Origin of the sequence: Streptomyces sp. GB4-14 (genome assembly GCF_022696125.1) — a bacterium.
In the GTDB taxonomy this organism is placed as follows: Bacteria; Actinomycetota; Actinomycetes; order Streptomycetales; family Streptomycetaceae; genus Streptomyces; species Streptomyces werraensis.
Genome location: NZ_RZHO01000002.1, coordinates 4,214,003 through 4,236,229 on the forward strand (window position 1 = coordinate 4,214,003; position 22,227 = coordinate 4,236,229).

General features: G+C 72.6%; 21 protein-coding genes. 7 read left to right on the forward strand and 14 right to left on the reverse strand.

Annotation, left to right across the window (positions count from 1 at the left end; genetic code table 11):
* Positions 1-201 precede the first annotated feature (201 nt).
* The gene (locus ELQ39_RS20585) at positions 202-1,119 is read right to left on the reverse strand and encodes a LysR family transcriptional regulator (RefSeq protein WP_242593279.1); all 918 of its coding nucleotides are present in this window, start codon (positions 1,117-1,119) and stop codon (positions 202-204) included.
* 91 nt (positions 1,120-1,210) lie between these two features.
* Between ELQ39_RS20585 and ELQ39_RS20590 the strand changes: the two genes are divergently transcribed.
* Complete coding sequence (locus ELQ39_RS20590) at positions 1,211-2,137, forward strand: EamA family transporter (RefSeq protein WP_242593282.1); 927 nt, start codon at positions 1,211-1,213, stop codon at positions 2,135-2,137.
* A gap of 307 nt (positions 2,138-2,444) precedes the next feature.
* Here the strand turns inward: ELQ39_RS20590 and ELQ39_RS20595 are convergent, their stop codons facing one another.
* The 3 genes from ELQ39_RS20595 to ELQ39_RS20605 form a co-directional block, all read right to left on the reverse strand.
* On the reverse strand, positions 2,445-3,683 hold the full coding sequence (locus tag ELQ39_RS20595) for an MFS transporter (RefSeq protein WP_242593284.1): 1,239 nt from the start codon (positions 3,681-3,683) through the stop codon (positions 2,445-2,447).
* A gap of 128 nt (positions 3,684-3,811) precedes the next feature.
* Positions 3,812-4,612, reverse strand: coding sequence for a sugar phosphate isomerase/epimerase family protein (locus ELQ39_RS20600; protein WP_242593286.1), 801 nt, complete (start codon positions 4,610-4,612; stop codon positions 3,812-3,814).
* Positions 4,613-4,762: 150 nt separating this feature from the next.
* Positions 4,763-5,809, reverse strand: a complete 1,047-nt coding sequence (locus ELQ39_RS20605; RefSeq protein WP_242593288.1) for a LacI family DNA-binding transcriptional regulator — start codon at positions 5,807-5,809, stop codon at positions 4,763-4,765.
* Between the two features lie 300 nt (positions 5,810-6,109).
* Here ELQ39_RS20605 and ELQ39_RS20610 point away from each other — a divergent pair, with 300 nt between their 5' ends.
* The 3 genes from ELQ39_RS20610 to ELQ39_RS20620 are packed head-to-tail and all read left to right on the forward strand — an operon-like array spanning position 6,110 to position 9,245.
* Complete coding sequence (locus ELQ39_RS20610) at positions 6,110-7,261, forward strand: Gfo/Idh/MocA family protein (RefSeq protein WP_242593290.1); 1,152 nt, start codon at positions 6,110-6,112, stop codon at positions 7,259-7,261.
* Positions 7,258-8,415 (forward strand): dihydrodipicolinate synthase family protein, encoded by a 1,158-nt coding sequence (locus ELQ39_RS20615; RefSeq protein ID WP_242593292.1) that lies wholly within the window; start codon positions 7,258-7,260, stop codon positions 8,413-8,415. Before ELQ39_RS20610 ends, ELQ39_RS20615 begins: the two co-directional genes overlap by 4 nt.
* Entirely contained in the window at positions 8,412-9,245 is an 834-nt protein-coding gene (locus ELQ39_RS20620; RefSeq protein WP_242593293.1) for a sugar phosphate isomerase/epimerase family protein, read from the forward strand. Before ELQ39_RS20615 ends, ELQ39_RS20620 begins: the two co-directional genes overlap by 4 nt.
* Positions 9,246-9,298: 53 nt before the next feature.
* On the opposite strand, the gene ELQ39_RS20625 is transcribed toward ELQ39_RS20620, so the two are convergent.
* The 9 genes from ELQ39_RS20625 to ELQ39_RS20665 form a co-directional block, all read right to left on the reverse strand.
* The gene (locus ELQ39_RS20625; RefSeq protein ID WP_228756898.1) at positions 9,299-9,565 is read right to left on the reverse strand and encodes a DUF6177 family protein; all 267 of its coding nucleotides are present in this window, start codon (positions 9,563-9,565) and stop codon (positions 9,299-9,301) included.
* A gap of 105 nt (positions 9,566-9,670) precedes the next feature.
* On the reverse strand, positions 9,671-10,555 hold the full coding sequence (locus tag ELQ39_RS20630; RefSeq protein ID WP_337663018.1) for an immunity 49 family protein: 885 nt from the start codon (positions 10,553-10,555) through the stop codon (positions 9,671-9,673).
* A complete protein-coding gene (locus ELQ39_RS20635; protein WP_242593296.1) occupies positions 10,552-10,848 on the reverse strand; it encodes a hypothetical protein in 297 nt (98 codons plus the stop codon). Before ELQ39_RS20635 ends, ELQ39_RS20630 begins: the two co-directional genes overlap by 4 nt.
* Before the next feature lie 822 nt (positions 10,849-11,670).
* Positions 11,671-12,060 carry a D-ribose pyranase gene (rbsD, locus tag ELQ39_RS20640; RefSeq protein ID WP_190000720.1) on the reverse strand — a complete coding sequence of 130 codons (390 nt, stop codon included), beginning with the start codon at positions 12,058-12,060 and terminating at the stop codon, positions 11,671-11,673.
* Positions 12,057-12,962, reverse strand: a complete 906-nt coding sequence (locus tag ELQ39_RS20645) for a ribokinase (protein WP_190000719.1) — start codon at positions 12,960-12,962, stop codon at positions 12,057-12,059. Before ELQ39_RS20645 ends, rbsD begins: the two co-directional genes overlap by 4 nt.
* A 107-nt stretch (positions 12,963-13,069) precedes the next feature.
* A complete protein-coding gene (locus ELQ39_RS20650) occupies positions 13,070-15,025 on the reverse strand; it encodes an ABC transporter permease/substrate-binding protein (protein WP_242593298.1) in 1,956 nt (651 codons plus the stop codon).
* Positions 15,015-16,556, reverse strand: a complete 1,542-nt coding sequence (locus ELQ39_RS20655) for a sugar ABC transporter ATP-binding protein (protein ID WP_242593300.1) — start codon at positions 16,554-16,556, stop codon at positions 15,015-15,017. Before ELQ39_RS20655 ends, ELQ39_RS20650 begins: the two co-directional genes overlap by 11 nt.
* On the reverse strand, positions 16,553-17,590 hold the full coding sequence (locus tag ELQ39_RS20660; protein ID WP_242593302.1) for a LacI family DNA-binding transcriptional regulator: 1,038 nt from the start codon (positions 17,588-17,590) through the stop codon (positions 16,553-16,555). Before ELQ39_RS20660 ends, ELQ39_RS20655 begins: the two co-directional genes overlap by 4 nt.
* A 469-nt stretch (positions 17,591-18,059) precedes the next feature.
* Positions 18,060-19,127 carry a hypothetical protein gene (locus tag ELQ39_RS20665; protein ID WP_242593304.1) on the reverse strand — a complete coding sequence of 356 codons (1,068 nt, stop codon included), beginning with the start codon at positions 19,125-19,127 and terminating at the stop codon, positions 18,060-18,062.
* 60 nt (positions 19,128-19,187) lie between these two features.
* On the opposite strand from ELQ39_RS20665, the gene ELQ39_RS20670 reads away from it, so the two are divergent.
* Positions 19,188-19,535: a GntR family transcriptional regulator gene (locus tag ELQ39_RS20670; RefSeq protein ID WP_190000712.1), complete on the forward strand. Its 348-nt coding sequence runs from the start codon at positions 19,188-19,190 to the stop codon at positions 19,533-19,535.
* Positions 19,532-20,521 carry a DUF1648 domain-containing protein gene (locus ELQ39_RS20675; RefSeq protein ID WP_242593306.1) on the forward strand — a complete coding sequence of 330 codons (990 nt, stop codon included), beginning with the start codon at positions 19,532-19,534 and terminating at the stop codon, positions 20,519-20,521. Before ELQ39_RS20670 ends, ELQ39_RS20675 begins: the two co-directional genes overlap by 4 nt.
* Here ELQ39_RS20675 and ELQ39_RS20680 read toward each other — a convergent pair.
* Positions 20,490-21,617 (reverse strand): epoxide hydrolase family protein, encoded by a 1,128-nt coding sequence (locus tag ELQ39_RS20680; RefSeq protein WP_190000711.1) that lies wholly within the window; start codon positions 21,615-21,617, stop codon positions 20,490-20,492. The two genes, ELQ39_RS20675 and ELQ39_RS20680, sit on opposite strands and share 32 nt — an antisense overlap.
* Positions 21,618-21,710: 93 nt before the next feature.
* Between ELQ39_RS20680 and ELQ39_RS20685 the strand changes: the two genes are divergently transcribed.
* Positions 21,711-22,202: a MarR family winged helix-turn-helix transcriptional regulator gene (locus tag ELQ39_RS20685; protein ID WP_190000710.1), complete on the forward strand. Its 492-nt coding sequence runs from the start codon at positions 21,711-21,713 to the stop codon at positions 22,200-22,202.
* Positions 22,203-22,227 lie beyond the last annotated feature (25 nt).

Below are 22,227 nucleotides of genomic sequence, written 5' to 3' on the forward strand. Positions count from 1 at the left end.
GGAGGAGGACGGCGCCGACGACGGCGGGCTGCCGGCCGGGGCGCGGCGCCGAGGGGGGACGGCGGCCGCGGCCGGCGGGGGGAGCCGGCGCGGTGTGCCCGGAGGTTCACCGGCAGCCCGGCGTTGGACGTACGGAGGCGGCGACGGGTTCCGCCCTTGTCCGGCGGCGTTCTCCGTACGCCGTTCGCCCGGCCGTCCGGGTCAGCGAGGTCCGTGCGCCGACACGGCCGGCCAGTGCGCGACCAGGGTGCGGACCGTCTCCGCGATCGCGGGGCGGCGCGCCGCACCTGTGCGCCACAGCGCGTACAGCCGCCGTACGGGCATCGGGTCCAGCGGCACCTCGACGACCCCGGCGGGCAGCGGACCGCGTCCGAGCCGGGGGATCAGCGCGATGCCCAGACCGGCGGCGACCAGGGCGACCAGGGTGGGGTTCTCGTCGGCCATGTGCACGATCTCCGGCTCGTGCCCGGCCGCCCGCAGGGTCCGCACCAGCCACTCGTGGCAGACCCGCCCCGGCGGCTGGCAGATCCACCGCTCCCCGGCCAGTTCCTCCCGCCGTACCCCCGTCCGCCCCGCGAACCGGTGCCCCTCGGGCACCAGCAGGTCGCACAGGTCGTCCCCGATCACCGTCTGCTCCACGTTCGCCGGGGCGGGCAGCGGCGCGATGTCCCAGTCGTGCGCCACCACCAGGTCGACCGCGCCCTTGGCGACGAGGTCCACCGACAGATGCGGGTCCACCTCGGTGAGCCGGGTGTCCAGCGCCGGGTGCCGGCGCGCCAGGTCGGCCAGCACCGGCGGCATCAGCCCGCGTGCCGCCGACGCGAACGCGGCGACGGTCAGCCGCCCCGACGGCACCCCGCGCCGCTCCTCCAGCTCCGTCTCCGCGCGCTCCACGATGGCGATCAGCTCACGCGCGGCGCGCACCAGTTGATGCGCCTCGTCGGTGAGCCGCACGCTCCGGCCCTCACGCTCCAGCAGCACGGTCCGCGTCTCCCGCTCCAGCTTGGCGATCTGCTGCGAGACGGCGGACGAGGTGTAGCCGAGCGCCGAGGCGGCGGCGCCGACCGTGCCGTGCACCGAGACGGCGTGCAGGGCGCGCAGACGCTGGAGGTCGAGCATGGCCGCTCCTGTCATCGGTTAGCGATGCTTCATCCAACCATGCAGGAATTGTCGCTGGTGCTGAAATGTCGTCTCCGGTGATGCTCGACGCATGCGACCCGCACACGTCTGTCTCGCCGTCCTCGTCGCCGCCGTATGGGGAGTGAACTTCACGGTCATCGAGGTCGGCCTGGACCACTTCCCGCCGCTGCTCTTCTCCGCCCTGCGCTTCCTGGTCGCGGCCCTGCCCGCGGTGTTCCTCGTGGGCCCGCCGAAGGTCGCGTGGAAGTGGATCGTGGGGGTCGGACTGGCCCTGGGCGTCGCCAAGTTCGGCCTGCTCTTCATCGGCATGGACGTCGGCATGCCGGGCGGCCTGTCCTCCCTGGTCCTGCAGATCCAGGCGGTGTTCACGGCCCTGTTCGCCGTCGCGCTCCTCGGTGAGCGTCCCACCCGCGTCCGAGTGGCGGGGATGGCGGTGGCGCTGGCCGGCATCGGGGTGGCCGCGGTCGACGAGGGCGCCTCGGGCCCGCTGACCGGCTTCGCCCTCGTCGTCGCGGCGGCCGCCTGCTGGGGCGTGTCCAACATCCTCACCCGCAAGGCGTCTCCCCCCGACGCCCTCAACTTCATGATCTGGGTCAGCACGGTCCCGGTGCTCCCGCTGCTCGCCCTCTCCCTGCTGCTGGAGGGCTGGTCGGCGGACCTGGAGGCCCTTCGCTCCCTCGACCGGTCGGGCGCGGGCACGGTCCTCTACGTCGCCTGGGGCGCGACGGTCTTCGGCTTCGGCGCCTGGGGCTGGCTCCTCCACCGCCACCCGGCGTCCACGGTGGCCCCGTTCTCGCTGCTGGTCCCGGTCTTCGGGATGACGTCGGCGGCGCTGTTCCTGGGCGAGTCGATCACCCCTTTGCGGTGGTGCGCGGCGGCGCTGCTGGTGGGAGGGGTGGCGCTGACGTCGGTGACGCCGCGGCACCCCTCGGCGGTGCCCGGCGCGGAGGCCGCACAGCCCTCCGGGGCCCGCTCCGAGGGCTCCCCGGTCGGGTGAGCCGGCGCAGGGCCCGCCGGCCGGTCTCCTCGTGACGCCGCGCTCGTGGGGCGTCCGCCGAGGCGGTCTCCTCGCGTGACGCCGCGCTCGGCCTGCCGCGGACGCGGGTGCCGGCCGAGCGGACGCGGGCGCCGGCCCAGGGGTGGCGGAGCGTGCCCAGGGGTGGCGGTGCGGGCCGGTGGCGGGCACACGGCGCCGGTCCCGGCCCGTGGGTGCGACGGGACACCGGGTGCCGGCCGAGTCGCCCGGCCCGGCGCGACCCCCGTGGGACCGCGTGCCGGTGCCGCGCCGTCCTGACGGGGCTCGGTCAGGCCGACTCCGGGGCGGGGACTCCGGCGCGCAGTTCGGGTGTGCCCATGGCGACCCAGGCCACCGCGAGCAGGCACAACAGCCCGCCCGTCACCAGGGCCGTCGCGCCGGAGGTCGCACCCGCCACCAGTCCCGCCCGCATGTTGCCGAGGTGCGGGCCGGCCTGTCCGACGATCTGCTCGGCGGCGGTGACCCGGCCCAGCAGGGCGTCGGGCGTACGGGTCTGCACGATCGTGGTGCGCGAGAGCACCGACAGGGCGTCGGCCGCCCCGGCGAGGACCAGCAGGCCGAGGCCCGCCCAAGGGCTGCGCATCAGGCCGAACGCGGCCAGCGCGGCCCCCCAGACGCCGGCGCCGCACAGCATCACCAGGCCCGGACGGCCCAGGTGGGTCACCCTCCCGGACAGCGCCGACGCCGTCACCCCGCCGATCGCGATCGCCGACATGAACAGACCCAGCGTGCGCGGGTCACCGCCGAACCGCTCCTCGTTGATCAGCGGGAAGAGGCTGGCCGGCATGGACAGCACAGTGGCGGCGAGGTCGGTGACCAGCGCGCCCCGCACCACGCGGTGTCCGGCCAGGAAGCGCAGCCCGTCCACCACGCCGTGCAGGCCGGCCCGTGACGGCTCACCCTCGGGAGGCAGCGCGGGCAGACCGAACGCGCCGTAGAAGGCGATGAGGAAGCTCAGCGCGTCCAGCAGGTAGCAGACGCCCAGGCCGAACCAGCCGAGCATCAGCCCTCCGAGGGCGGGGCCGACCAGCATCATCGACTGGGCGGTGACCTGGTAGAGGGCAAGACCGGAAGCGACCTGCTCCTTGGGCAGCACCCGCGGCACGAACACGCCGGCCGCCGGACCGCCCACCGCCGCGCAGGCGGACTGGGCGGCCACCAGGGCCAGCACACCGGCCACCGGCACGTTTCCGGTGAACCCCTGCAGCGCGAGGAGCAGCGAGCACACCGCCTGGCCGACGGTCGCGGCCAGGTAGATCCGGCGCCGGTCGCCGCGGTCGGCCCAGGCCCCGGCGAACAGGCCGAAGCACACGAGCGGCAGGGCCTGTGCGAGGCCCACCGCACCGCTCCAGGCCGCGCTGTGCGTCATCTCCCAGACCTGGTACATGACGGTGACCATGGTCATGAAGCTGCCGAGCACGGACACGGTCCGTCCGACCAGCAGACGCCGGAAGACGGGTGAGGTACGCAGCGGACGCACGTCGATGAACGTGCGGGACACACTCACGACGGCATGAGGGAGCGGCGGCGGACAAGCTGAGGCACGGCGGGGACGTTATCCACCCGCCCACGGCCTTGGCCATTCGTTTTTCCCGCGCTCGGGCCGGCTCACCGGCGCCGGGCCGCTCGCGCCCGTCAGGCCGAGTCGTTCAGCAGGCGCGACAGGAGCTCGCGGCCGGGGGCGAGGAGGCCGGGCAGTGGTGCCGCGTCGGCGTACCACCGCTTCTCGTACTCCCAGCACAGCCACCCGTCCCAGCCGTTGCGGGACAGCACCTCGACGACGTCGGTCAGCGGCAGCACCCCCGCCCCCAGCGCGACCGGCGTCGTGTCCTCCGCCGAGGCGATGTCCTTCACCTGCACATACCCCAGGTGCGGCGACAACGCCGCGAAACTGTCCACCGGCTGCTCGCCGCCGAGCCACGTGTGCATCACGTCCCACAGCGCCCCCACCTGCCGGTGCCCGACCAGCCCCAGCACCCGCATGGCATCCGCACCGGTGCGGTGGGAGTCGTGCGTCTCCAGCAGAATCCGTACGCCCCGGTCCGCCGCGTACTCCGCGGCCGTCCCCAGCCGCCGCGCGGCCGTCGCGTCGGCCTCCTCCGCGCTCTGCTCGTCACCGCCGCCGGGGAACACGCGTACGTACGGTGCGCCGATGTCCCGCGCGAGGTCGATCAGCGCGCGGACCTCGGTGAAGACGGGTTCGTCGTCGCCGGGCGCGGCGACCCGGGCGTACCCGGCGACCCCCAGGATGTCGAGCCCGGCCTCCTTGAACGCGGCCGCCACGTCGGCCCGCTGCTCCGCGCCGAGACCCGTGTGGACGGGCTCCTCGGGGTGGGCGCGCAGCTCCACGCCGTGGTAGCCGTGCGCGGTCGCCAGGGCCGTCACCTCGGAGAGGGGGAGGCCGGGGACACCGAGGGTGGAGAACGCCAGTTTCATGGATACGGGACTACCCCGGAGGCGCGGGACCGATTCCTCCCCGTCACTCCGGTGCCGCTGCTTCTTCGGCGGTTCGTCGGGCGCGGGCCCGTGGGGGCCGGTCGCGCGGTTCCCCGCGCCCCTGGGGGCCACCCCCAGCCCCTCGCGAAGTCAGCCCCGCGACCCCGCCGTCGACCCCCGTACCATCAACTCCCCCCGCACCGACGTGATCCCGCCGGGCGGGGGCTCCTCGCGGCCCATCGCGATCCGGCCCGCCCGCGCCCCCGCCTCCGCGAGAGGGAGCCTGACCGTGGTCAGTGCCGGCACCGCGTCGATGCTGAACGGCAGGTCGTCGAAGCCGGCCACCGACACGTCGTCCGGGATGCGCAGTCCCGAGTCCCGCAGCGCCGCGCACGCGCCCAGCGCGACGGAGTCGTTCGCCGCGACGACGGCCGTCAACGACGGGTCGCGGCGGAGGAGTTCAAGCGTGGCTTCGTACCCCGAGCGACGGTCGTAGCGTCCGTGGACGGTCCAGCGCGGGTCCTCCTCGAGGTCGTGCGCGGCCAGCGCGTCCCGGTGGCCCTCCAGGCGGTGCCGGGTCGTGGTGCGCTCCTCGGGGCCCGCGATGTACCCCAGCCGGCGGTGCCCGAGGCGGATCAGGTGCTCGGTGAGTTCCCGCCCGCCGCCCCGGTTGTCGAAGGTGAGGGCGATCGCCCCGGTCTCCGGCGCCTGTGGACGCCCGCACAGCACCACCCGCGTCCCGGCGTCCGTCAGCTTCCTCAGCTTGGCGTCCATCGCCGCCTTGTGCTGCGCGTCCTCGATGGCGCCGCCTGTCAGCACCACCGCCGCGGCGCGCTGCCGCTGGAGCAGGGTGAGGTAGGTGAGTTCACGCTCGGGGGAGCCCCCGGTGTTGCAGACGACGGCGAGTCTCTCCCCGCCCGCGCGTCCGCCCGGACCGCCGATCTCCGACTGGATGGCGCTCGCCATGATCCCGAAGAACGGGTCGGCGATGTCGTTCACGAGGATGCCGACCAGGTCGGAGGTGGCGGCGGCGAGGGCGCTGGCGGGGCCGTTGAGGACGTAGTCGAGCTCGTCCACGGCCTTGAGCACGCGTTCGCGGGTGGACGCGGCCACGGGATAGTTCCCGTTCAGCACCCGCGACACCGTCGCGGGGGAGACCTGCGCCCGCGCCGCCACGTCCGCCAGGGTCACCGTCATGTCTCGTCCTCCGCCTCGCCGCGCCGTCCGCCCGTGCCGTACGCCGTCGTACACACCCGCGCCCACACCGGTGGTTCCGACCGAGCTGTCCGACCAGACCTTAAGGCCATCCGCGCCGTTGTTCGCCCCCTCGAACAAGCCGGGAGGGGCAGTGGTCTTGTCCACACGCGGTCCAGAGGCTAGTTTCTGACTACATAGAAAGCGCTTGCTGTCACGTCTGCCAGTCCCCCCGCATCCTCCCGGGGCGTGTGGGGCGGGTGCGGCGTACGCGGCGCGCGGACCGCGTACGAAGGGAACGACGTGACACGCAAGACGGTGCGTATCGCCATGAACGGTGTGACCGGACGCATGGGCTACCGCCAGCACCTCGTCCGCTCCATCCTGGCCCTGCGCGAGCAGGGCGGCCTCGACCTCGGCGACGGCACCGTGTTGTGGCCCGAGCCGGTGCTGGTCGGCCGCCGCGAGCACGCGCTGAGGGCGCTGGCCGAGCGCCACGGCCTCGAACACCTCTCCACCGACCTGGACGCGGTCCTCGCCGACGACAGCGTCGACATCTACTTCGACGCCCAGGTGACCTCCGCCCGCGAGGAGGCGATCCGCAAGGCCGTCGCCGCCGGCAAGCACGTCTACACCGAGAAGCCCACCGCCACCGGCCTCGACGGCGCCCTGGAACTCGCCCGCCTGGCGAACGCGGCCGGCGTCAGGCACGGCGTCGTCCAGGACAAGCTGTTCCTCCCCGGCCTGCTCAAGCTGAAGCGCCTGGTCGACGGCGGCTTCTTCGGCCGCGTCCTGTCCGTGCGGGGCGAGTTCGGCTACTGGGTGTTCGAGGGCGACTGGCAGGAGGCGCAGCGCCCGTCCTGGAACTACCGCGCGGAGGACGGCGGCGGCATCGTCGTCGACATGTTCCCGCACTGGGAGTACGTGCTGCACGAGCTGTTCGGCCGCGTGAGGTCCGTGCAGGCCCTCACCGCCACCCACATCCCGCAGCGCTGGGACGAGAACGGCAAGCCCTACGACGCCACCGCCGACGACGCCGCCTACGGCGTCTTCGAACTGGAGGGCGGCGCGATCGCCCAGATCAACTCCTCCTGGGCGGTCCGCGTCCACCGCGACGAGCTGGTCGAGTTCCAGGTGGACGGCACCGAGGGCTCCGCCGTCGCCGGCCTGCGCACCTGCCGCGTCCAGCACCGCTCGGCCACCCCCAAGCCGGTCTGGAACCCGGACATCCCCGCCACCGAGGCGTTCCGCGACCAGTGGCAGGAGGTGCCGGACAACGGCGAGTTCGACAACGGCTTCAAGGCCCAGTGGGAGCTGTTCCTCAAGCACGTGTACGCCGACGCCCCCTACCACTGGGACCTGCTGGCCGGCGCCCGCGGCGTCCAGCTCGCCGAACTCGGCCTGAGGTCCTCCGCCGAGGGCCGCCGTCTCGACGTACCGGAGATCGCCCTGTGACCCTCCACCTCCCCGGCGCGCACGGCGCCCTGCGCGCCTACGAACCCCGCACCGAGCCCCTCGTCCTCACCCCCGGCACACCCTTCACCTCCCGTACGGTCTTCTCCGCCGCGCACGTCGTCGCCGACCCGTACGCGGACACCACCCCCGACTCGCCCGCCGCCGTCGACTGGGACGCCACCCTCGCCTTCCGCCGCCACCTCTGGGCCCACGGGCTCGGGGTCGCCGAGGCGATGGACACCGCGCAGCGCGGCATGGGCCTGGACTGGGCGGGCGCGGCCGAGCTGATCCGCCGCTCCGCCGCCGAGGCGAAGGCGACCGGCGGCCGGATCGCCTGCGGTGTCGGCACCGACCAGCTCACCGGCGGCCCGGCTACCCTCCCCGAGGTCCGCGCGGCCTACGAGGAACAGCTCGCGGTCGTCGAGGAGTCGGGCGCGCGGGCCGTCCTCATGGCGTCCCGCGCCCTCGCCGCCACTGCCCGCGGTCCCGAGGACTACCTGGAGGTCTACGGCCACCTCCTCCGCCAGGCCGCGGAACCGGTGATCCTGCACTGGCTCGGCCCCATGTTCGACCCGGCGCTCGAGGGCTACTGGGGCTCGTCCGACCTGGACGCGGCCACGGACACCTTCCTCGACGTCATCGCCGCCCACCCCGACAAGGTCGACGGCATCAAGGTCTCCCTGCTCGACGCCCGGCGCGAGATCGACCTGCGCCGCCGCCTGCCGAAGGGCGTCCGCTGCTACACCGGCGACGACTTCCACTACCCCGAACTCATCGCGGGCGACGACCAGGGCTTCAGCCACGCCCTGCTCGGCATCTTCGACCCGCTCGGCCCGCTGGCCGCGGCAGCGGTCCGCGTCCTCGACACCGGCGACACGGACGGCTTCCGCGCCCTTCTCGACCCGACCGTGGAGCTGTCCCGCCACCTCTTCCAGGCGCCCACCCGCTTCTACAAGACCGGCGTGGTGTTCCTGGCCTGGCTCGCGGGCCACCAGACCCACTTCGCGATGGTCGGCGGCCTCCAGTCCGCCCGCTCCCTGCCCCACCTCGCCCGCGCCTACGAACTCGCCGACCGCCTCGGGCTGTTCCCCGATCCGAAGCTGGCCGAGGACCGGATGAGGACCCTGCTGCACCTGTACGGAGTGACCCCGTGAGCGACCTGGCCCGCTTCAGCGTCAACCAGATGACCGTCAAGCAGCTCACGCTTCCCGAACTGGTCGCCGCCTGCCGCGACCTGGGCGTCCCGGCGGTCGGCCTGTGGCGGGAGCCCGTCCAGGAGTACGGCGTGGAGGCGGCCGCGGGGCTCGTGCGGGACGCGGGCCTGACGGTGTCGACACTGTGCCGGGGCGGCTTCCTCACGGCGGTCGACGCAGACGAGCGCGCGGCGGCCCTCGCGGACAACCGCCGCGCCGTCGACGAGGCGGCCACCCTCGGCACGGACACCCTCGTCCTGGTCTCCGGCGGCCTCCCGCCCGGCGCGAAGGACCTGCGGGCGGCCCGCGAACGTATCGCGGACGCGCTGACGGAACTCGCCCCCTACGCCGAGGACCACGGGGTGAAGCTCGCGATCGAGCCGCTGCACCCGATGTTCGCCTCCGACCGCTGCGTGGTGTCCACGCTCACCCAGGCCCTGGACCTCGCCGAACGCTTCCCGGCGCGGCAGGTCGGCGTCACCGTGGACACGTACCACATCTGGTGGGACGACACGGCCCCCGAGGCGATCGCCCGCGCCGGCGCCCAGAACCGCATCCACACCTTCCAGCTCGCCGACTGGATCACCCCGCTTCCCGAGGGCGTCCTCAACGGCCGCGGCCAGCTCGGCGACGGCGCGATCGACATGCGTGAATGGCAGGGGCACGTGGAGGCGGCCGGCTACACGGGCTTCATCGAGGTGGAGCTGTTCAACGAGGACCTGTGGGCCCGCGACGGCCGCGAACTCCTCGCGGAGACGGCCCGCCGGTGGGCGGAGAACGTGGACGTGTGACAGGACGCGAGGGGTGCGCCGCACACACAGGCGTGCACGACGCGCCCCCGCCATCAGCCGTCCGCCCGTGGCACCCCGGTCCGCAGGTGGGCGGCGAGGTGGCGCAGCGCCACCAGCGCACTCGGGTCCGAGCCGTCACCCAGCGGGTAGTGCAGGGCGGGTTCGGAGGAGGGGCCCAGAGGAACGGGACGAATGCCGACGGGCGGGCGGCGGGCGTGGGTGAGTCCGATGTCCCGCACGTCCCGTGCGCCGAGAGTGAAGGCGACGGGGACGGGCGGGGCCTGACTCGGTGACCCGGCGCACAGGGCAAGCCTGCGCAAGCTCACCTCGTCGGTGGCGCAGGACGTCGCCGTGCGGACACGGCGACGGACTCGAGGAGCTGGCTTTCGTAGTCCTGAGCGGTCATGGTGCCGCGTCACCTCGTGTCACGTGGGGAACTCGCCGAGCCAGCTGCGCTTGAGCAGGTGCTCGGGGAGGTATTCGGACTCGACCTCGATGGGCCGCCCGGCGTCGTATGCGAGGCAGGTGAGGGCGAGGAGGGCGAGCGGGACATCCCCGTCTCCGGTCTCCTGGCGTTCCTCGTTCGCCGTCCAGTACTCGCGGTGCAGTTCGAGGGACTGCACCAGCGTTTCGTTGAACTTGTCCGCATCTCGGCTGAGGAAGCGGAAGAAGAGATTGACCGGCGGGTAGAGCACCTTGAGTGCCGTCTCGCGGTCCATGAACCGCATCCGCTCGGGGTCGGTTCCCTCGAAGGCGGCAGTGAGCTTCTCCCCGAGTCCGGGACGCTCCAGCCAGTAGGTCTGCAGCGTGTCGACCCAGTCGTAGACGTACTTCTCGAAGACGGCGCCGGAGGCACGCAGGGTGTCGACGGACACCTGGCACAGCTGGGTCATGCGGGCCTGATCCCGGCAGATCACCGCGAGCCAGAAAGCGTCGAGCCAGGTACCGGCGTCGGTGAAATGCGTGACGCCGACGGCAGGGATGGTCCGCGTCTTGTGCGCGATGACGCACTCGACGGTGGACCCTGCGGGAGCGGTGGCAGAGGCGAACAGGGCCGATCCGACCTGCATGGCGGTCACCCAGGCCTCCCACGTTTCGAGCAACTCCGCAGTGGGATCCAGGGAGCACTGGGTTTTTGCGGCGTTCAGGGCACTACTGAAAGTCAGATCGAAGCTCTGAGGCCACTCCGGCAACTCCTCAACCCGTTGAACAACGCGCTCATTGAGCTGTGCCCGAAACCGGTCAGGGTCGGGGTGGCTGCCTGCCGGTGAGGGGCGAGTGATTTTGGTGGGCACGGACGGCATTCTCATTTCGGCAGGTCGAACTGCTTCATCTCGTAGCCAGCGTACTGAGCGTCGTTGAAATCGGCCTTGACCAGGATGTAGTCCACTTTGCCCTGCTTGAGGGCGACGCGGAGGTCGTTCATCAGGCGGACCTCGGCAGCCGCAGAATCGAGCAAGCCCTTCCGTTCGTTGCGGGTGGCCCTGCGCTCCATGTCATTGAGGATCGTCTTGAAGTACTCCGAAGTCCCCTGTGTCACAAGCCGCCCGCTGTAACCCTTACGCACACCAAGCGCGGCCTTGGTCGACCCCTTGGCCTCCACCTCGACGTACCGTCCGTCGGGTGTCCTGTAGACCTGGTCGAACCGGTTGTTCCCTAAGGCGCCGTCGTCCAGGCGTACCGCACCGGGGTAATGCTCGGGGACCGCATGCCGCTCGGCGGCGTACTCGCCCAGAAGCTCGCTCTGCCGGTTCGCGTCGCCGTGGAGGGGTGAGTGCGTCTCGTCGGCCAGATCCCTCGCTGCCGCCGGCCCGGGCGGGGTTGTCGCTCCACTGGTCCCAGGCGACCAGCGCCTTGCCCGCCTCCTTGACCGTGTTACGGGAGTCGCGCAGATAGGGCGGCAGCTTGTCCTCGGGCATCGTCCAGTACGCGACGCCGACGACCGGTACCGCGGTGATGACCAGGCCGGTGGCCAGCTTGCCGAGCCCCTTCCAGGCCTCGCCTGCGGCGTCCCAGCCGTCCACCCCAACAAGAGTGCCGAGACCGCGCATCGTCGCCCATACCCCGTCGACGACGAACCCCTTGCCGAGCTCAAGCAGTTGGTGGCCCGGCCCAGCCCGTGGCGCTCCTTCTCGACCGGGCTGCCCCAGGGCAGTTCCTGCGACTGGTTCAGCATGTCGGCCGCGAAGCTGTAGGTGGTGGTTCCGCGCTTCAGCCAGAAGGCAGGCTTCGTGGGAACACCCCCGGCAGCGCCCGCCGAAAAATTCCTCCAGCCCGTACAACCCTCCCCCCACCCCGCCTGTCTACATACCGTCAGGACTTCCGGGTGGGGACCCGGGGGGGGCTTCAGGGAGGTCCTGGCGGGGGAGGGAAGCGAGGGGCCCGGTCGACGGACCGGGCCCCTCGAAGTTCGCGCGGACGCGGCTCAGAAGAAGACCCCGCACCGCAGCAGCACGTTCGCGTACGGGCTCGCCTCGCCCGTGCGCACCACGAGCCGTGCGCCGGACGTCAGCTGCTTCAGCCGCTCGTGCGGGACGTACGCCAGGTCCGGGAAGTGGCCGGTCAGCAGCGACGCCGTCGCCGGATTCGCGCCCCGTACCTCCTCCGCCGCCGTCGCGCCCTCGACCGCCAGCTCGCCGAGCAGACCCTCCAGCACCTCCGCGAACGACGGCACCCCGGCCCGGAAGGCCAGGTCCACCACGCGCGGCCCGTCCGGGATGGGCATGCCCGCGTCGCACACCAGCACCCCGTCGGTGTGGCCGAGCTCGGCGAGCGCGCCGGACAGATGACGGTTGAGGATCCCGTGCTTCTTCACAGCTCCGCGACCTCCGCCGCCGTCGGGAACGACACCTGCGCGCCCTCCTTGGTGACCGTCGCCGCACCCACCCGGGCCGCGTAGGCGGCGGCCTCGGCGAGCGGTTCGCCCGTGCCCAGCCGCCACGCCAGCGCCGCGGTGAACGCGTCCCCGGCGCCCGTGGTGTCCACCGCCTCCACCTTCACCGACGGCACCCGCGTCACCCCGGCCGAGGACGCCACGAGCGCGCCCTCACCGCCCAGGGTGACGACCACCGACCGCGGGCCCTTCGCCAGCAGCAGCCGGGCCCAGTCCTCCGGTTCGTCGCTCACCCCGGCGCTGTCACCGAGGATCACCTTCGCCTCGTGCTCGTTGACGATCAGCGGGTCGCAGGCCGCCAGCACCTCCGACGGCAGCGGCCGCGGAGGCGACGGGTTGAGGACGAAACGGCTGTCCGGCGCGAGACTCCGCACCACCTCCACCACCGTTTCCAGCGGGATCTCCAGCTGCGTCGACACCACCCGCGATGCGTGGAAGAGGCTCGCTGCGGCCCGTACGTCGGACGGGGTCAGCCGGCCGTTCGCGCCCGGCGAGACGACGATGCTGTTGTCGCCCGACGGGTCCACTGTGATCAGCGCGACACCGGTCGGCGCCCCGCCCACCAGCACGCCCACCGTGTCCGCGCCCGCCTCGCGCAGCGAGTCCAGCAGCAGCCGCCCGTGGTCGTCGTCCCCGACCCGCGCCAGCAGGGCGGTGCGCGCGCCGAGCCGGGCGGCGGCGACCGCCTGGTTCGCGCCCTTGCCGCCCGGATGCACGGCCAGGTCGGAGCCGAGCACCGTCTCCCCGGCGCCCGGCCGGCGCTCCACCCCGATCACCAGGTCGGCGTTGGCCGATCCGACGACCAGGAGGTCGTAGTCGTACATGAATTCGCTCCCCGATCCGCTGAGGAGGGCGGGCGGCCCGGTGACCGCCCGCCCGTGTGCCCCTGAGGCCCCAGTGCCTGTGTGGCTCCCGCGCCTCGGTGCCGGTGTCAGCCTTCGAAGCCGGCCACGTTCTCCTTCGTGACCACCTTCACCGGCACCTTCACCATCTTCTCCACCTTTTCGTCCTCGGCGGCCCGCAACGCGTTGCGCACGGCGATCCGCCCGAGTTCGCTGGGCTGCTGGGCGACGGAGGCGTACAGCGTGCCCGCCTGCACCGCCTTCAGCCCGTCCGGCGTGCCGTCGAACCCGACGACCTGCACCGACTTCCCGGCCTTGGAGCCGAGTGCCTTGATCGCGCCGAGCGCCATCTCGTCGTTCTCGGCGAAGACGCCGTCGATGTCGGGGTGCGCCTGGAGCAGGTTCGTCATCACGTCCAGGCCCTTGGTGCGGTCGAAGTCCGCGGGCTGCTTGGCGACGACCTTGATGCCCGGGTAGTCCTTCAGGCCCTCGGCGAAGCCCGCCCCGCGCTCACGGCTCGCGGAGGTGCCGGCCTGGCCCTGGAGGATCACGATGGTGCCCTTGCCGCCGAGCTTCTCCGCGAGCGCCTTGGCGCCGAGCGCGCCGCCCTCGACGTTGTCGGAGGCGACCAGCGCGGACGTGTCCGCCTTGTTGACGCCGCGGTCCACGGCGACCACCGGGATGTCCGCCTTGTTCGCGCCGCGCACCGAAGGCCCGGCCGCGTCCGAGTCCACCGGGTTGACGACGACCGCGTCCAGCGAGCCGCTGGTGAAGTTCTGCAGCTGGTTGGCCTGCTGGGAGGCGTCGTTCTGCGCGTCGGTGACGGTGAGGTCGACGCCCAGCTTCTTCGCCTCCTCCTCCGCGCCGTCCCGGATCTGCACGAAGAACGGGTTGTTGAGCGTCGACAGGGACAATCCGATCTTCGGCTTGGCCGCCGCGGACGAGCCGTTGTGCAGCAGGGAGGTGGCGCCGACGACCGCGACGGCGACGACGGCCGCGATCACGTACGTCAGTGCCTGCTTGCCCTTGTCGCCGCCGGACGCGCCGGCCGCCGGGGCGGTCGCGCCCGCCTTGCGGCGCACCGTGTCGAACAGCACCGCCAGCGCGATGACCACGCCGATGACGACCTGCTGCCAGAACGCCGACACCGACAGCAGGTTGAGGCCGTTGCGCAGCACCGCGAGGATCAGCGCGCCGATCAGGGTGCCGGACGCCTTGCCGGTGCCGCCCGCGAGGGAGGCGCCGCCGATGACGACCGCGGCGATGGCGTCCAGTTCGTAGCCTTGCGCGGCCTGCGGCTGCGCGGACGCCAGCCGGGAGGCGAGCACGATGCCCGCGGCGGCCGCGAACAGGCCGGAGAAGGCGTAGATGGCGAGCTTCTGCTTCTTCACCCGCAGCCCGGACAGCCGCGCGGCCTCCTCGTTGCCGCCGATCGCGTACATGGACCGGCCGATGTACGTGCGGCCGAGGACGAACGCGGTCAGCAGCCCCATGACGACCATGATGAGCACCGGCACCGGCAGCCAGCCGCCGAGCGTGTCGCCGAGGTGGGAGACGGAGTCGGGGAAGGCGATGGGGGAGCCCTGCGAGATCACCAGCGACAGGCCGCGCGCCACCGACAGCATCGCCAGGGTGGCGATGAACGGCGGGAGTTTGCCGTACGAGACGAGGAAGCCGTTGACCAGGCCGCAGACGATGCCGGTCAGCACGGCGAGGACGACCGCGAGGGCCACCGGGATTCCGGCCTCCGTCGCGCTCCACGCCAGCACGGTCGCGGACAGCGCGGCGACCGAGCCGACCGACAGATCGATGCCCGCCGAGACGATGACGAAGGTGACGCCGAACGCGAGGATCGCGGTCACGGCGGCCTGCACACCGACGTTGAGCAGGTTGTCGGCGGTCAGGAAGTCCCCGGACAGCGCCGACATGGCGATCACGAGGACGATCAGCGCGGTGAGCGCGCCGTTGTCGAGGAGCAGCCGGCGCAGGCCGCCGGTGGCGCCGCCCTGCGCGCCCGGCTTGCTCTTGAGCGTGTCAGTGGCCACCGGGGGCCTCCGTTCCGTTGCTGGGGGAGTCGAGGGAAGAGGTGCCGACGGCGAGGGCCATCACGGCGTCCTGGGTGGCGTCGGCGGCGTCGAGTTCGCCCGCGAGCCGGCCCTGCGCCATGACCAGGACCCGGTCGCTCATGCCGAGCACCTCGGGCAGGTCGCTGGAGATCATGAGGACCGCGGCGCCGGCCGCCGTCAGCTCGTTGATCAGCTGGTAGATCTCGACCTTCGCGCCGACGTCGATGCCGCGCGTCGGCTCGTCGAGGATGAGCACCTTGGTGTCGGCCAGCAGCCACTTGCCGATGACGACCTTCTGCTGGTTGCCGCCGGACAGGGTGCGCACGTGCTGGCCGAGACCGGCCATCCGCACGCCGAGCTGCCCGGCGATGCGGGCGGCGGCCTCGTGCTGCCCCTTGAGGTCGACGAGTCCGGCGCGGGAGGAGGAGCGGAGGGTGACCAGGCCGAGGTTCTCCTCGACGGAGGCGTCGAGGACGAGCCCCTGCCCCTTGCGGTCCTCGGGCACGAGCCCGACCCCGGCCTCCATGGCGGCGTTCACGTCGTGGCGGCGCAGCGGGGTCCCCGCGACGTGCACGGTCCCGGCGTCGTACGGGTCGGCCCCGAACACCGCGCGGGCCACCTCGGTCCGCCCGGCGCCGACCAGCCCCGCGACGCCGACGACCTCACCGGCCCGCACCTCGAAGCTGACGTCGTGGAACACGCCGTTGCGCGTCAGCCCTTCGACCCTGAGCAGGGCGTCACCGGCGTCGGCGCGCTCACGCGGGTACTGCTGGTCGATGGACCGCCCCACCATGAGCCGTACGAGCTCGTCCTCCGGGGTGGAGGCGGGCACCTGCCCGACGCTGCGGCCGTCCCGGATCACGGTGACCCGGTCGCCGAGCGCGGCGATCTCCTCGAGGTGGTGCGTGATGAAGACGATCCCGACGCCGTCCTCGCGCAGCCGCCGCACGATCGCGAACAGCTTCTCGACCTCCTCGGAGGTCAGCACGGCGGTCGGCTCGTCCATGATGAGCACGCGCGCGTCCAGACTGAGCGCCTTGGCGATCTCGACCATCTGGAGCCGGGCGATGCCCAGTTCCCGCACCCGGGCGCGGGGCGACACGTCCACCCCGACGCGCTTCAGGAGCACTTCTGCGTCCGCGTCCATCCGCTTCCGGTCGATCATCCCGAACCGGCGCGGCTGCCGCCCCAGGAAGATGTTCTCCGCGACCGTCAGATCGGGGACCAGGTTGAACTCCTGGTAGATGGTGGCGATCCCTAGCCTCTCGGAGTCCTGCGCACCGCCGATGCGCACCTCCTCGCCGCCGACGGTGATCCGCCCGGCGTCGGGCGTGTAGGCGCCGGAGAGCATCTTGATCAGCGTGCTCTTGCCGGCGCCGTTCTCGCCCAGCAGCACGTGCACCTCGCCACGGCGCAGATCGAAGTCCACGCCGTCGAGCGCGACCACGCCGGGGAAGGTTTTGCGGATGCCCTCGATGCGCAGCAACTCGTCAGGACTGCGGCTGCTCACGGCGTACTCCTTCGTACGGGGGAGGGGGACTCGATTCCGGCGTCGCCCTCGCCGCATGAGCGGCGCACGACGAGCCGGGCGGGGAGGGTGACGGACTCGCCGGGCCTGCCCTCGATCCGGTCGACCAGGGCGCGCACGGCGGCTCGCCCCAGGTCGCGGACCGGCTGGGCGACCGCGGTGACCGGGGGGTCGGTGTGCACGAACCAGGGGATGTCGTCGAAGGCGGCGAGCCCGATGTCGTCCGGCACCCGCAGTCCGCGGGCGCGGATCGCGTCCAGCGCGCCGAGCGCCATCAGGTTGTCGGCGGCGAAGACGACCTCGGGCGGCTCGCGGAGGTCGAGGAAGCCCTCGGTCACCCGGCGCCCGCTGCCGGCCTGGAAGTCGCCCTGCCCGATGTAGGCGTCGGGGAGTTCAAGGCCGTGGGCCGCGAGCGCCTCACGGAAGGCGTCCACGCGTTCCCGGCCGGTCGTGGTGGCGGCGGGCCCGGCGATGATCGCGAGCCGCCGGCGCCCGAGCGCGTGCAGATGCGCGACGAGATCCCGTACGGCGGCCCGCCCGTCCGAGCGGACCACCGGCACGTCCACGCCCGGGATCCACCGGTCGACGAACACCATGGGCGTCCCGGCCCGCGCGGCCCCGAGCATGCCGGGCGAGCCGCCGTCGGTGGGGGAGACGAGCAGGCCGTCGATACGGCGGTCCAGCAGGGTGGTGACGTGATGGTCCTGGAGGTCGGGCCGCTCGTCGGCGTTGCCGATGATCACGCTGTACCCGAGCGCGCGGGCCTCCTCCTCGACGGAGCGGGCCAGCTCGGTGAAGTACGGGTTCATCACGTCGCTGATGACCAGCCCGAGGGTGCGGGTCTGATCGGTGCGCAGGGACCGGGCGACGGCGTTCGGCCGGTACCCCAGCCGCTCCACGGCGGCGGTCACCCGACGCCGCGCGTCCTCACTGACCGACGGATGCCCGTTGAGCACCCGCGACACCGTGGCGACGGACAACCCCGCCTCGGCGGCGACGTCCTTGATACCCGCCATGCCCGACCCACCTCCTCGTGGAATCGATTACACGGAGGATTGGAAACGATTACACCAGTGCTGGGCAAGGGGGTGGGGGGTGGCCGCAACCGAATCGTGACCGGTGGATGGGCCGGCGGCCGGGACAGTGGCCGGGCAGGCCAACGGACCATACGGGTCCGGCACGACCTGTAGGACCTCGAACCCCTGGGCGAACGGCGCGGCCGCGACGAGTTCCGACGGGAGGACCTGCGGGACCGTCCGGCAGGCGCCGAGTGGTACGACGACGAGGAGTTCGCCGCCTACGGGCTCACCGAGTGTCAGGTCGCCGAAATCAGCCGCCCACGTGTCCGTCCGCGACTCGACAACCCCGGCCAGACCGTGCTCACCTTCTCCGAGCCGGTCTTCGCCGAGTTCGTCGGCGCGCTGAAGAAACGCAAGGGCCCGCCCGCCTGACCAGACAGAGGGCGGGCCGCGCCCCCGTCGCCCTTCAGTCCGGGGCCGTGCCCCAAAGAACCCGCTCGGGAGCTCCGTCCCCCGTGTCGAAAAGACAGCACTCCGCCCCCGCCGTCTCCGCGAGGTCCGTGAACACCTCTCTGATCGCACCCGAGGCCTCGAACAGCCCGCTCATCCTCGTCGTCGCAGCCCAGAAGTCCAGGCACACGTGGCGCAGGTTCAGGAAGGGCGGAAAGTACAGGTCCAGATACACGTAACCGATCTGCACGCGCCCGTCCTCGACGGGAAGGCCCCCCTCCTCCGCGTACGCCCGCACCGCCTCGTCCGCCGGGAACATGAGCGACGTGTCGAGCGTGACCCTGTCCTTCCCGGCGCAATCGACGGGGTCACTCTCGAAGCCGCTGGTGAACGGGAGCACGACCCGCTCACCATCCGGCAACGTGACCGTCAGCGGCGGCAGCCTCCGCCGGGGCGGTGCCAGCTTCGCCACCTCGTGCAGCGCACGCGCCACGTTCTCGGGACGCAGATGGATGTCGTAGGCATAGGTCAGCCCCATGTTCCCCCCTCTGGCCAGGCAGAACGGCACCTTCTCACGACCGGCGCCCGGAGATCCGCGAGTTTTCGGGGACTCGGAAAGCTGTCCGTGACGTTGCTCGACGCGTACGGCGACACGGGGCACCCGCCGGCTGTGGACTTCACGACGTTCGTCGAACGGCAGGCAGCGGCAGCCGTGGGTGGCGACACGGGGGGGGGGGCACGCACCCGCCTGATCAGCGGTGGGCCGATTCACCGGCCGGGCCTTGCGGCAGCGCTCGACCTGGTCCGCGGTCTGCTCCGTGCACCGACGTGTGATCTCGTACGGCACGACGTGTTCCTCCGGGCTGTGCACCCGGACCGTCGGCTCCGCAGCCGGGTCCTCGTCCGAGACGCGTGTCGTCAGGAACGCCGCGCCCGGCAGGTGAGTAACCGTCGCGTCGGTGCCGCCGGTTGCCGGTACAGGCGCGGCATCCCTCAACTCGACGGACCAGGCGTCGTCGTGCAGGGCGTAGTGGAGGGCGACGGCGTGGTGGCGACCGGCGTGCTCCCGCACATTCCAGGGCATGGCAGCACAGTGCCGCCTCGACTACCCCGCTAAATGAATGGTGATAACATCATTAGCACCATGCTGCTGAGACTCGACGTCGCCGACACCCGCCCCCTGCACGAGCAGGTGGCCGGTGCCGTACGGCGGGCCATCGCCGAAGGGGAGTGCGCGCCGGGCGACCGGCTGCCGCCCGCCCGGGACCTCTCCCAGGCGCTCGGCGTGAACGTCAACACCGTGCTGCGCGGCCTGCGCGCCCTGCGGGACGAAGGGCTGCTGGAGTTCCGGCGGGGGCGCGGAGTGACCGTGGCCCAAGGGGCCGACGGGCGTTCGGCGTTGCTGGACCGCATCCGTGAGGTCCTGGCCGACGCGGCGCGCCTCGGGTACGGCAAGGACGACGTCATCGACATGATCAGGGAGGTCACGTGACCGAGCGGACAGCGCGCGGGAACGCCACGACATGGGGTGCCGCCGTCTGGGTCCTGGGAGTGCTGGTGCTCCTGGTGCTTTTCCCGCTGACCGCTCGGGACCGGCTGCCCGACCGGCTGGCGACCCACTGGGGTGCGGGCGGCGAGCCGGACGACTCGATGCCGTTCTGGGCGGCCACCTTCTTCCCGGCGCTGGTCTGGCTGCTCCTGGCGGCCGTTGCCGTGGTGTCCCTGTGGCGCGCCCGCCGAAGCGCCGGCGGTACGGTCGCCGCTCCCGGCTGGGCCGGCATCACTCTCGGCTTCACCGGCGTGACCCTCCTCGGCGCGCAGGCGTCCGTCGTACGGGCGAACCTCGACCGTGCCGACTGGCGCGACGCCGGTCCGGTCACCGGCTGGGCCGTCGCCACCCTGGCCGGCGCGGTGGCGGTGGGCGTCGCGGCCCAGGTGATCGGCCGCCGGGCGCGCGTCGCCGGGCCGCCCGCCTCCGGGCCCTCCATGGAGATACCGGAGGGGCAGCGCTTCGTGTGGCTGTCCCGCACCTCCAACCGCTGGCTGCACGTCACAGGGGCCGTCAGCGGGATCGTCGCCGTCGGCGCGACGGTGGCTGCCGTCGGCGGCCTGGCGGGGGCGGACGCCTGGTCGCTGGCCGGGTCCCTCGGCCTCGTCACCCTGGTGGTGCTCGCCTGCGCCTCCGTCCAGGCCCGGGTGACCGAGAAGGGCCTGGAGGTCGCCTTCGGCCCCCTGGGCCGGCCGACCCGGCGCTGGCCCGCCGACGCCATCGCCTCCGCCCGGGTCGAGAACCGCACCGCCATGCAGGTCGGCGGCTGGGGCTACCGCCTGAACGGCCTCGGCACCACCGTCATGCTGCGCGGCGGCGAATGCCTGGTGATCCGCACCGTCAAGGGCAAGGACTTCGCCGTCAGCGTCGACGACGCCGAACGCGGCGCGGCCCTCCTCAACTCCCTGATCGGGCGGCGCGCGAAGTGACGGGTTCGCCCGCCCCGCCCTCCAACGCCAGGAAGAACGTCCGTACGTCCTCCGCGAACAGCTCCGGCACCTCCATCGCCGCGAAGTGACCGCCCCGGTCGAACTCCGACCAGTGCCGGATGTCGTACAGCCGCTCCGCCAGGGGCCGTACCGACCGGGTGATGTCGTGGGGGAGCACCGCCACCCCCACCGGCACGGGGCACCCCTCGGTGCGTCGTGCCGACTCGCGGTGCAGCCGTGCCGACGAGGCGGCCGTGGCGGTCAGCCAGTACAGCGAGACGTCGGTCAGGATCCGCTCGTCGCTCACCGGCGTCCGGGGATCGGTCCACTGCGCGAACCGTTCCGCGATCCACGCCAGCTGGCCCACCGGCGAGTCGGTCAGCGCGTAGCCCAGCGTCTGCGGGGTCGTGGCCTGCAGGGCCTGGTAGGGCGGGCGGTTCGCCATCAGCTGCCGCACCTTCTCCAGCCGGGCCTCGTCCGAAGGGCTCAGGGCGACACCGGCGGCCGGGTCCGGCCGGGTGGGCAGGTAGTTGACGTGCACGCCGACCACCCGCTCGGGCGCCACCGCGCCCAGGGCCAGGGAGATGCCCGAGCCGAAGTCGCCGCCCTGCGCGCCGTACCGCTCGTAACCGAGGCGGCGCATCAGCTCGGCCCACGCGCGGGCGACGCGGACGACGTCCCAGCCGCGCTCGTGGGTCGGCCCCGAGAAGCCGTAGCCGGGGATGGACGGGATCACCAGGTGGAAGTCCCGTGACAGGGGCTCGACCACGTCGAGGAACTCCAGGAACGAGCCCGGCCAGCCATGGGTGAGGATCAGCGCGAGCGCGTCCGGCCGCGCGGAGCGCACATGGACGAAGTGGACGGTCTGGCCGTCGATCTCCGTGAGGAAGTGGGGGAGTTCGTTGAGGCGGGCCTCGTGCGCACGCCAGTCGTAGCCGGTGCGCCAGTGGTGGGCCAGCTCCTTGAGCCGGGCCAGCGGGAAGCCGTAGTCCCAGCCGGCGCCGGTGAGCTCGTCGGGCCAGCGGGTGCGTGCCAGACGGCCGGCGAGGTCGTCGAGGTCGGCCTGGGGGATGTCGATGCGGAACGGCGTGATCATGGTCGCCTCCGTAATCAGTAGTGACACTAACGTTTGTGTCACTAACGAACGTAGACTGTTGGTCCCACCAACGCAAGACGCGGAGGACCGCACGTGAGCCCCAGCCCCACCCCGGCACCGGAGGAACCCGCCCCCGCCCGCCTCCGCGCCATCCCCAGCCGTCTGCTGGCCGGCGCCACCCTGGTGGCCGACCGGCTCGTCGGCGAGCGGCTGGCCGCCGAGGGCGCCCACAAGTGGCACTTCGCGGTACTGCTGACGCTCGCCGAGGCGGGCCCCGCCAGTCAGGCCGGGCTCAGCCGCCGCACCGGCATCCACCGCAGCGACATGGTCGCCGTCCTCAACGACCTGGGGGACGCGGGCTGCGTCCGCCGTGACCCCGACCCCGCCGACCGCCGTCGCAACGTCATCACCCTCACGGCCACCGGCCGCCGCCGCCTGGAACGGCTCGACGCGCTCATCCGCGAGGCGCAGGACGAACTCCTCGCCCCCCTCGACCCGGCCGAGAGGGCCGAACTCACCCGCCTGCTCACCGCCCTCGCCGACCACCACGGCCCCGCCCACCCCGGCCAGGACGAGGAGTCCTGAACCCCGATCCGCCTGTCACACCCCA

Excerpts from the sequence above, each read along its gene's own strand:
- ELQ39_RS20585 (WP_242593279.1), bottom strand. The coding sequence starts at position 1,119 with ATGCTCGACCTCCAGCGTCTGCGCGCCCTGCACGCCGTCTCGGTGCAC.
- ELQ39_RS20590 (WP_242593282.1), top strand. The coding sequence starts at position 1,211 with ATGCGACCCGCACACGTCTGTCTCGCCGTCCTCGTCGCCGCCGTATGG.
- ELQ39_RS20600 (WP_242593286.1), bottom strand. The coding sequence starts at position 4,612 with ATGAAACTGGCGTTCTCCACCCTCGGTGTCCCCGGCCTCCCCCTCTCC.
- ELQ39_RS20605 (WP_242593288.1), bottom strand. The coding sequence starts at position 5,809 with ATGACGGTGACCCTGGCGGACGTGGCGGCGCGGGCGCAGGTCTCCCCC.
- ELQ39_RS20630 (WP_337663018.1), bottom strand. The coding sequence starts at position 10,555 with ATGAGAATGCCGTCCGTGCCCACCAAAATCACTCGCCCCTCACCGGCA.
- ELQ39_RS20645 (WP_190000719.1), bottom strand. The coding sequence starts at position 12,962 with ATGTACGACTACGACCTCCTGGTCGTCGGATCGGCCAACGCCGACCTG.
- ELQ39_RS20660 (WP_242593302.1), bottom strand. The coding sequence starts at position 17,590 with ATGGCGGGTATCAAGGACGTCGCCGCCGAGGCGGGGTTGTCCGTCGCC.
- ELQ39_RS20665 (WP_242593304.1), bottom strand. The coding sequence starts at position 19,127 with ATGCCCTGGAATGTGCGGGAGCACGCCGGTCGCCACCACGCCGTCGCC.
- ELQ39_RS20670 (WP_190000712.1), top strand. The coding sequence starts at position 19,188 with ATGCTGCTGAGACTCGACGTCGCCGACACCCGCCCCCTGCACGAGCAG.
- ELQ39_RS20680 (WP_190000711.1), bottom strand. The coding sequence starts at position 21,617 with ATGATCACGCCGTTCCGCATCGACATCCCCCAGGCCGACCTCGACGAC.